The sequence below is a fragment of the Promineifilum sp. (SeqCode) genome (assembly GCF_041918635.1).
In the GTDB taxonomy this organism is placed as follows: Bacteria; Chloroflexota; Anaerolineae; order Promineifilales; family Promineifilaceae; genus Promineifilum.
In genome coordinates this window covers 1-9243 of sequence record NZ_JAYRVJ010000080.1, presented here as the reverse complement: position 1 = coordinate 9243, position 9243 = coordinate 1, and the positions used below count along the sequence as shown (strand labels likewise).

Genomic DNA, 9243 nt, shown 5'->3' with positions numbered 1-9243 from the left:
CGGCCAACTCTTCGAATTCGCCCGGCGTCAGCAAGGGGATGCGCATGGAGACGCTGGTGTCGATGACCAGGCCGAGGTTGACCGGGGCCGATGGCCCGCCGGCCGGCAGCCGCGCCTCCAGCAGGACGTAGACCAGTTGGGGCTGGGCCGCGGCGGGGAGGGTGTCGCGGTTGAGGTGGGCGTGGAGGGAGAGAGTTGTCATTTCAGAGAAATCATCCGCAGATTTCGCAGATTAGGCAGATTGTGGCATTTCAGTCCGAGTCCCACGCGCAGCGGAAGCCGACGTAAACCAGGCTAAACGATTGGTCAAGATAGGCATCCCGGTAGGCGGCGCGCAGCAGACTGGCCTCATCGTCCCACGCGCCGCCGCGGAAGCCGTGGGCCTGGCCGGAGGCGGGACCGGGGGGATTGGCGTCGGGCGCGACGGCATAGTACCGGCCATCATACCAGTCGGCGACCCACTCCCAGACGTTGCCGGCCATATCGAGCGCGCCGTAGACGCTGGAACCGGTCGGATATGCGCCGGCGGCGGTCGTGTCGCCGACGCAATTGTTGTAGTTGGCCCGGGCGCAGGTGGGCGCTTCGTCGCCCCAGGGGTAGAGCGAACCGTTAGGTCCCCGCGCGGCCTTTTCCCACTCGGCCTCCGTGGGCAGTCGCCCTTCCGCCCAGCGGCAGAAGGCAGAGGCGTCGTTCCACCTGACGTTGACGACCGGGAAGTCATCGTACCCGGCCTCGCCGTAATAGCGCTCGCGCGTGGCGCTGGATACGTTCTGCGGCGGTGAACAGCCCCCGCCAGCCACGCAGGCCGCGTACTGGCGGTTCGTCGTCTCCGTCCGCGCTATCCAGAAACTGTCCAGGTTGATCGACCGCTGCGGCTTCTCGTCGTCCAGTGCGTCGGGATCGCTGTCGGTCGAACCCCGCACGAACGCGCCGGCCGGCACTTCGACGCGAGGGATGTCCTCGTCCGGCGCGACGACCGTCTCGCCGGCAGAGGCAACTTCAACTCCATTGACCTCGGACGATTCAACCTCGTATACACACCGTATCCCCACATCGTAATGCCCATTCTCCGGCGCGACCGACACGCGCACGGCCGAGCGCACCCCTTGGGCCTCGCTGCTCCACGCCCCACCGCGCACGGTCTTGCCCCCCTCAACCACCTGCGGCGGGCCTTGCGGATTGTCGGCGGGGGAGTAGTCGTAGTAGTTCTCATCGTACCAGTCGGCCGTCCACTCCCAGACATTGCCTGCCATGTCCAGCGCCCCGACCCAACTCTCCCCGCCCGCAAAGGTTCCGACGTCGGCCATGAAGCGGTAGCCGTCGTCGGCCTCGCCGTCCGACCAGGGCAGCGGGCAGTTGCGGTCGCAGAAATTGACCCGCTGTACATTGAACGACTCTCCCCACGGATAGGCCAACGCCGCCTCGCCGCGCGCGGCGTACTCCCACTCCGCTTCGGTCGGCAGCCGGCCGCCGGCCCAGGCGCAGAAGGCGCGGGCGTCGTCCCAGGAGACGAGCGCCACCGGCTGTTGCTCCCGGCCAGAGAGGTCGCTGCCGGGGCCTTCAGGGTGTCGCCAGTTAGCGCCATCCACAGTCTCAAATTCGCCGGTCGCCGCCGACACCGTGTGCCCCGCGCCGTCCAACTCATCCGTTGTCATATGGCCGGTGTCGGCTGCAAAAGCGGCGAATAGAGCGTTCGTTACCTCCAATTCGTCAATCCAGAAGGCGTCGAGTTGAACCGGATGCACGGGAACCTCGTCCTCGTCGTTATCGGCGGCGTCGCTGCCCATCAGGAAGGAGCCAGCGGGCGCGAGGAGTTGGGTCACGCTCGCGCCGCCGGGCAAGGAGATCACGCGCCGGTTAGCGTCTGGTGGCGTGTCGACGGTGGGCGTGTTCTCCGGCGTCGGGCCGATGGTCTTGGTCACGGCCGGCTCTACTGTATTCACGACCGTCGCCGTCTCGCCCGGCGGTGTATCGGCGGCGAGCGGCGTGATCGTCACCTCGGCGATGCTCGCCACTGTGGCCTCCGGCGTCTGCGTCCCTTCGCCCCCTCTATTGCGCAAGAGCAGGAACGCCGCCGCGCCCAGCACAATCAACAGCACTGCCGCGCCCCACACCCAGCCCGGCGCTCCCCCCCGCCGCATCTCGACCGGTATAGTCGGAGCCGGCGCGATCGGGCGGACTACCGGCGACAAGGGCGCGACCGCCCGACCCGCCAGCGCATCGCGCAACGCCCCTGCGCCGCCCAGGCGCTGGCTCGTGTTTACCGCCATCGCCGCCAGGATCGCTCCCTCGACCGCCGGACTGACGCCGGGGTTGGCCTCGTGGGGCGGCCTTAGCGTCTCGTGGCCGGCGATCAGCAGCACGCTCTCTGGCGGTACTTGACTGGTTAGCAGGGTGTAGAGCGTCGCCCCCAGCGCGTACACGTCGCTGCGCGCGTCCGTCTTGCCCATGCCGTACTGTTCCGGCGGGCTGTAGCCGGCCGTGACCGCCCGCGCCCCGACCGTGGTCGATAGGCCCGGGTCGTAGACTTTGGAGATGCCGAAGTCCACCAGCACGGCGCGCCCCTCGGCGTTGATGATGATGTTTTGCGGCTTGATGTCGCGGTGAATGATGGGCGGCGTGCGCGTGTGCAGGTACTCGAGCGCGTCGCACACCTGGCCGATCCACGTCACCGCCTGGCTCTCCGGCAGCGGCCCGCCCCGCTCGGCCATCAGCTGCTCCAGGCTCTTGCCCTCGACGAAGTCCATCACCAGGTATTGCCCCTGGCCGGGCAGGAAGAAGTGGTCGCTGACGCGGGGCAGATTGGGGTGGCGCAGAGGGGCCAGCAGAAGCGCCTCGTGCTCGAACTGGCGCTGGGCTTCCGGACTGGTGTCCAGGTTCTCCTTGACCGCCACCGGCACGTGCAGCGACGTATCCCAGGCGCGATAGACCGCGCCAAACCCGCCCTGGCCGACCAGTTTGACGATCCGATAGCGCCCGCCGAGAACGTCGCCGATGGTGAGTGTCACAGTACCCCCTTCGCACTGGACTACAGGCGCAATAAACCCAGGAACCTACCGTATGATAGGCCACCTTGCCCAAGCCGGCAAGGGAACAGAATGGAACGCTGACGACGCTGGTTGGCCGCTGATTTTCGCTACAACGAGTGTAACAGCAAGAATCAGCGGCCAATCAGCGTCATCTGCGTCCCATTCTTCTAACATGTCGGATATAATCCTGCGCACCAATGGATGCGATTTTAACTCAGGCGCAAGAAGCGCTGCTCAAACAGACCCGCGACGCCCTCGGCCGCCTGCGCGACACGCTGGCCGACAGCGCCGCCGACCCGGCCGGCCGCGCCGCCCTGGCCGAGTCTATCCGCCAACTGGACGAGCTGTTCCTGCTGGTCATCGCCGGCGAATTCAACTCCGGCAAGTCGGCCTTCATCAACGCTCTGCTGGGCCAGACGCTCCAGCCGGAGGGCGTGACGCCGACGACCGACCAGATTTACCTGCTGCGCTACGGCGAGACGGCCCAGCGCCGGCCGGGCGAGAACGGCATCTGGCTCCAGACCGCGCCGGTCGACCTGCTCAGTAAGATCACCGTTGTGGATACGCCGGGAACCAACGCCATCGTCCGCGAGCACGAGGCCCTGACGGCCGAGTTCATCCCCCGCAGCGACCTGGTGCTGTTTGTCACCTCGGCCGACCGCCCCTTCACCGAGAGCGAGCGCGCCTTCCTGGAGCAGATCCGCAAGTGGGGCAAGAAGATCGTCCTGGTCATCAACAAGATCGACATCCTCAGCGATCTAGAAGTCGAGCAGGTCGTGGCGTTCGTCAGCAACGCCGCTCAGACGCTCGTGGGCGACGTGGCCGCCGTCTTCCCCGTCTCGGCCCGGCTGGCCCAGCAGGCCAAGGGCGGCCGGCCGGAGAAGTGGGGGCCGAGTCGCTTCGAGCCGCTGGAGCGCTACATCCACGAGACGCTGGACGACCAGGGGCGCTTCCGGCTGAAGCTGCTCAACCCGCTGGGCGTCGGCGGCCGGCTCATCCGCGAACAGTTGACCCACGTCAACGCCGACCTGGCGACGCTGTCCGGCGACAGCAAGCTGCTCGACGACATCCGCGGCCAGATGGTCTACTACGACGAGGACATGAAGCGCAACTTCCGCGGGCGCATCGGCGAGATCGATAGCCTGCTCTATGCCATGGAGAAGCGCGGCAATGAGTTCTTCGACGACCGGCTGCGCCTGGGGCGCATCCCCGATCTGCTGCGCTCCAAGCAACTGGAGGCGGACTTCCAGCAGGAAGTGGTGGCCGACACACCGCGCCAGATCGAGGATCGCGTCAACGAGCTGGTGGACTGGATGGTGCAGCAGGACTTGCGCCAGTGGACGGCCGTGGCCGACCACCTGGGCAAGCGGCGCGACGCTCACCCGAGCCGCGTCGTCGGCGACGCCCCGCGCGAGGGCACGCTGGCCTGGGACCGGCAACGGCTCATCGACTCCATCGGCCGGACGACGCGCCAGGCGGTGGAGAGCTACGACCAGACCCGCGAGGCAGCCGAATTGGCCGCGTCGGCGCGTCAGGCCGTGGTCAACGCCGGGCTGGCCGGCGTCGGGGCAAGCATCGGCGTCATCATCGCCGTCGTCGCCCACGCCGCGTTTCTGGACTTCACCGGCATCTTCGCCGGCGTGGCTGCGGCGGCGCTGGGGCTACTCATCCTGCCCGCCCGCAAGCGCAAGACCAAGAGCGAGTTCAGCGCCAAGCTGACCGATCTGCGCCAGCGCCTGGTCAGCAACCTGGAGCAGCAGTTCGAGCGGGAGATGCGCCGCGGCGCGCAACGCATCGAGGATACCATCGCCCCGTTCGACCGCTTTGTCCGCGCCGAGCGCGACCGCCTGACCGGCCAGCAGAAGACGCTGCAGGGGCTGTCGGCGACAGTCAGCGACTTACAGCGGCAACTGGAGCACGGCTAATTAAACACGGATGGGACACGGATAATACGGATCAGACGGATTGAGCTTATCTTAGCGCGGCTCTATCCGTATTATCCGTGTCCCATCCGTGTTTAATCTCCCGACCGCTATGATCACCGTCTACAAGCTTGACGACGCCGGCCGCGAGGTGTGGCAATACCCGGCGCGCGTCCTGGAGCGAGACGCCCACGGCGTCCGGCTGGAGGCGTTCTTCAACCGCGACGACATGGAACTGGGCTACGCCACCTTCAAGCGCGGCGACCGCTTCGTGGAGTACTTCTACACCGACCGCTGGTACAATCTCTTCGCCGTCTATGACCGCGACGACGGCGCGCTGAAGGGCTGGTATGCCAACATCTGCCGCCCGGCGGAGATCGGCGAAGCGACCGTCCGTGGCGATGATCTGGCGCTCGACTTGTGGATCACCCCTGAAGGCCAGGTGACCGTGCTGGACGAGGAGGAGTACGTGGCGCTGCCGTTATCGTCTGAAGAACGACAACAAGCTGACGCCGCCGTGTCTGACCTGCACCTCATGGCCCAGCAGGGAACGCTACCCTACTAAACGGAGCGGCCGCAACCCTACTCAACCCTCTTTCTCCAAACCTCAGAGGTCTTCCGAAATCTGCGGTATGCTATAATAGAATAGAGGTGAACGAGAGCTATCCGGCCGTCACTTGCGGTAGGGCGCAGCCGGCTACGTAGCCTTTTGCATCAGTAGCCGCAAGCGGTCGCGCCGGAAGGGGGAACACCGTGCGCACGTTATTCGCCTCGCTCCGGCGACCGGTGGCCGTCCTGGTCGTTATTCTACTGCTACTGGGCTTCCCGGCTGCCGCACCCGGCGATGAACTCACCCATACCATCGCCATGCCGCTCGTCATAGCCCCACCCGCCGTGCTGACCGTGACCAACGAGAACGGCCTGCGGGCTGCCATCCAATCGGCCAACGCCACCCAGCAGATGCCGCGCATCGAACTCATGGCCGATATCATCCTCACCGCTCCCTTGCCGTCTTTCAACAACCCCGGCGCCGCCCCGGCCACGATCCATGGCAACGGTCACAGGCTCGACGCCAGAGGGATTGGCCCCATCCTGGCCGTCGGGCCGAAGACGGTCGTGGTCGTCGAGCGCCTGACCATGACGGGCGGAGAGGCCGCACTGGACAGTTGTGGCGGCGGGGTATTCAGCGCCGGCGATCTGACGTTGCGTCAAAGCCGGGTTTCGGGCAATCGCGCCGATCGCGGTGGGGGAATCTGTGTGATCGCCAGCGGTGTAGACGCGGCCCTCACCCTGGAGCAGACGATTATGGACTTTAACGTCGCCCAGCTCGATGGCGGTGCGCTCTTCGTCAGAGCGGAGAACAATGCCGCAGCGAGCGTAAGCGTGGCCGACTCAATCCTGAGCGACAATCTCGCTGCGGGGGGCAACGGCGGCGCCATGTACGTCTATGCCCGGGACGGCAGCACGACCCTGACACTGGCCCGCAGCACCGTTAGTTCTAACAGGGCCGCCGGCACGGCCGGCCTTTACAACATCGGCAATGAGTCCTATACGGAACCGGGCTACGCCGGGGCCTTCATCAGGAACAGCACGTTCAGCGGCAATGTCTCCACCGATGGCGATGGCGGGGCCATTGCCAACCATAGCTACCCACCCGTCGCCAATGGAGCGCCCGAACGCCCGAATGGCCCCTCGTCCTCCCGCTACCCGCCGCTAGGCTTCGGCCACGTCCAGCTGTCTTACAGCACCATCACCGCGAACATCGCCATTCGAGGCGGCGGTGGCGGTATCTTTAATGCGGCCTACAGCCCCTTCTTCCAGCTATTCGGCGTCATCATCGCTGGCAACGCGCCTGGCAAGGATTGTGCAGGCTCGATAACCTCAAACGGTTATAACCTGTATGGCGACAACAGCTGTGGCCTCGGTCAACCGACAGATTTGCCGGGCGGGCAGGCCGACTTGCAAACCCTGGAAGTGTCCCCGCCCGGGCTGACACCCACCCACGCCCTCGGCCCGGCCAGCCAGGCCAGAGACCGCATTCCCGTCGGCGAAGCGGGGTGTGATCCGGCGGTTGACACAGACCAGCGCGGCGTGAGCCGGCCGCAACCGGCCGACAGCCGTTGTGACATAGGCTCATACGAGGTCAGTGAGTAACGCCGGGGTAGGGTTGGATTACACGACCATCTTTCTCCGCCGCCAGCGACGGATGACATAGATCACGACGACCAGCAATGTGATCAGCAACAGGGCGGCGAGGACAGGTATGAAGATCGCCAACAGCGACATAACCAGGGCGGCGATGTCCTCCAGCGTACTGACGATGGGGTTGCCCACGCCGGCCGTGGAGACCGTGACGACTGGACGCGCCGCCGTCTTGGTGGCGTGAACGCCGCCGGCCACCAGCAGCCCCGCGCCCAGGGTCAGGATGGGGTGGATGTCAGTGGCGACGCTGGTGCTGCCGGCGAACAGGATGGCCCCGGCCGCCGGGCGCACAAAGGTCTGGATGGTGTCGTTGACCGTGTCCACCGCCGGAATCTTGTCGGCGACGATCTCGATTACCAGCAACACCGCCAGAATCCCGATGGCCCACCAGCTGCCCAACAGGTCGTAGGGCGCTTGCAGCTTGATCAGCGGGTCGCTCAACGGAAAGCGGCCCGCCAGCGCCACCAGCAACAGAGGAATATAGGCGTTCAGCCCGGCGCTGCCGGACAGGCCAAAGGCAGTGCTCAGGCTACCCAACGCTTCAACCATGATCGTATGACTCCTTCCCGGCTCAGGACAGACTCAGTTCTAACCGGCCGCTACCAGACATAACCCAACAACCGCGCGTGAGTTCCGCGCTTTCGCTCATTTACAATACGTCAGGCGTGCTCTCAGGTTGCCGAACCAACCCCGCCCGGTTCGTAGTCAGGCAATTCATGGCCGTTCTTCGCATGAAGACGGCCATGAATTGCCTGACTACGAACGAGGTTGCCGAACCCGCCCACCCGCGTTAACATGAAGGCGTTATCTGATAGACAAACTACTTGCAGGTGGCGCAGTAACCAATCTGCGAAATCTGCGGATGCTCTTCCCCATGCCCAAGAAACCCACTGCCTACTATCGCCCTACCTCGCTCGACGAAGCGCTGCGCATGTTGCTCCAGAACAACACCGTCCCCCTGGCCGGCGGCACAGCCCTGCTGGCGACCGAGCAGGGGCTTGACGCGGCCGTCGTTGATCTGCAAAACGCCGGCCTCGACACGCTGGCCTGGCTGGAGGGCGGGCGCCTGTTGCGCATCGGCGCGATGGTGCGCCTGGCCACCCTGGACGAGTTTCTCGCGCCGCTGGGCGAGCTGCAAAGCGCGGCGGCGCTGCTGCGCGGGGCCGCGCGGCGCGCCGGGCCAAACACCTACCGCAACGCGGCCACCGTTGGCGGCATCACCGCCTCGCGGCTGCCCGACAGCGAACTGCTGGCCGCCCTGCTGGCCCTCGACGCGACGGTCAGCCTGCGACTGCCCGCGCTGGAGACGATCACCCTGGCCGCCTATCTGGCCGACGACGAACGGCTACCGGGGCTGATCACCGAGCTAAACCTCGACTGGCCCCCCGGCCGCGGCGCGAGCGAACGCGTGGCCCGCACACCGGCTGACTACCCCATCGTCTCCGTCACCGCCTGGCGGCCCGATGGCGGCGCGACCCGGCTGGTAGCCACGGGCATTGGCCCGCGCCCCGTCCGGCTGGGCGCGGCCGAAGCCGCCCTGCACGACGGCGCGGGCGAAGCCGCCATCGAAGCAGCCGCGGCGGCGGCGCGGGCCGCCTGCCGCCATCCCGGCGACTTCCGTGGCGACGCCGCCTACCGGGCCGAGATGGCCGCGGTGCTGACCCGGCGTGTGTTGAAGGCGTAGAGACGTTCCGGCGGAACGTCTCTACAGACCCCATGATCTATATCGACATCTCGGCCGCCGTCCACAGCAAGGCCGGGCTGGGCCGCTACAGCGAGCGGCTGGCCGGGGCGCTGCTGGAGCGGCGACCGGAGCGGTACGCGCTCTTCTACAACCAGGGGGCCAGCGGCCACTTCCCCGCCTCGCTGCCGGCGACCGCCCCCCGGCGCAGTGTGCGCTGGGGCTATAAACCGTGGCGGATGGCCGTCCTGCTGGGCCAGACCACCCACATGCCCTTCAACCGGCTTGTGCCCGGCGCGGAACTGTTCCACAGCACTGAGCACCTGCTATTGCCTCTGCGCAGTGTGCCCACGGTGCTGACCGTGCACGATCTCATCTACAAGCTCTTTCCCGAATACCACAAGTCGCT

Annotated in this window: 7 protein-coding genes and 1 pseudogene; 5 read left to right on the top strand and 3 right to left on the bottom strand. The window is 66.4% G+C overall.

All coding sequences use genetic code 11. The features are described 5' to 3' along the window. Positions 1-202: pseudogene (locus tag ACE3UY_RS02670) on the bottom strand (VWA domain-containing protein); the annotation flags it as partial. A 49-nt stretch (positions 203-251) separates the two neighbouring features. After that, on the bottom strand, positions 252-3008 hold the full coding sequence (locus tag ACE3UY_RS02665) for an SUMF1/EgtB/PvdO family nonheme iron enzyme (RefSeq protein WP_374686007.1): 2757 nt from the start codon (positions 3006-3008) through the stop codon (positions 252-254). Between the two features lie 218 nt (positions 3009-3226). Here ACE3UY_RS02665 and ACE3UY_RS02660 point away from each other — a divergent pair, with 218 nt between their 5' ends. The 3 genes from ACE3UY_RS02660 (at position 3227) to ACE3UY_RS02650 (ending at position 7105) form a co-directional block, all read left to right on the top strand. Continuing rightward, entirely contained in the window at positions 3227-4954 is a 1728-nt protein-coding gene (locus tag ACE3UY_RS02660) for a dynamin family protein (protein WP_374686006.1), read from the top strand. Positions 4955-5063: 109 nt separating this feature from the next. Further along, the gene (locus ACE3UY_RS02655; RefSeq protein WP_374686005.1) at positions 5064-5516 is read left to right on the top strand and encodes a DUF402 domain-containing protein; all 453 of its coding nucleotides are present in this window, start codon (positions 5064-5066) and stop codon (positions 5514-5516) included. 188 nt (positions 5517-5704) lie between these two features. Next, positions 5705-7105: a choice-of-anchor Q domain-containing protein gene (locus ACE3UY_RS02650; RefSeq protein ID WP_374686004.1), complete on the top strand. Its 1401-nt coding sequence runs from the start codon at positions 5705-5707 to the stop codon at positions 7103-7105. An 18-nt stretch (positions 7106-7123) separates the two neighbouring features. Here ACE3UY_RS02650 and ACE3UY_RS02645 read toward each other — a convergent pair whose 3' ends face one another. Next, positions 7124-7702, bottom strand: coding sequence for a DUF4126 domain-containing protein (locus tag ACE3UY_RS02645; protein ID WP_374686003.1), 579 nt, complete (start codon positions 7700-7702; stop codon positions 7124-7126). A 325-nt stretch (positions 7703-8027) separates the two neighbouring features. Here ACE3UY_RS02645 and ACE3UY_RS02640 point away from each other — a divergent pair, with 325 nt between their 5' ends. After that, on the top strand, positions 8028-8837 hold the full coding sequence (locus ACE3UY_RS02640) for an FAD binding domain-containing protein (protein ID WP_374686002.1): 810 nt from the start codon (positions 8028-8030) through the stop codon (positions 8835-8837). 32 nt (positions 8838-8869) lie between these two features. Beyond that, positions 8870-9243 (top strand): hypothetical protein (locus ACE3UY_RS02635; RefSeq protein ID WP_374686001.1); only part of this gene is annotated, 374 nt, incomplete at its 3' end.

Excerpts from the sequence above, each read along its gene's own strand:
- ACE3UY_RS02660 (WP_374686006.1), top strand. The coding sequence starts at position 3,227 with ATGGATGCGATTTTAACTCAGGCGCAAGAAGCGCTGCTCAAACAGACC.
- ACE3UY_RS02655 (WP_374686005.1), top strand. The coding sequence starts at position 5,064 with ATGATCACCGTCTACAAGCTTGACGACGCCGGCCGCGAGGTGTGGCAA.
- ACE3UY_RS02645 (WP_374686003.1), bottom strand. The coding sequence starts at position 7,702 with ATGGTTGAAGCGTTGGGTAGCCTGAGCACTGCCTTTGGCCTGTCCGGC.
- ACE3UY_RS02640 (WP_374686002.1), top strand. The coding sequence starts at position 8,028 with ATGCCCAAGAAACCCACTGCCTACTATCGCCCTACCTCGCTCGACGAA.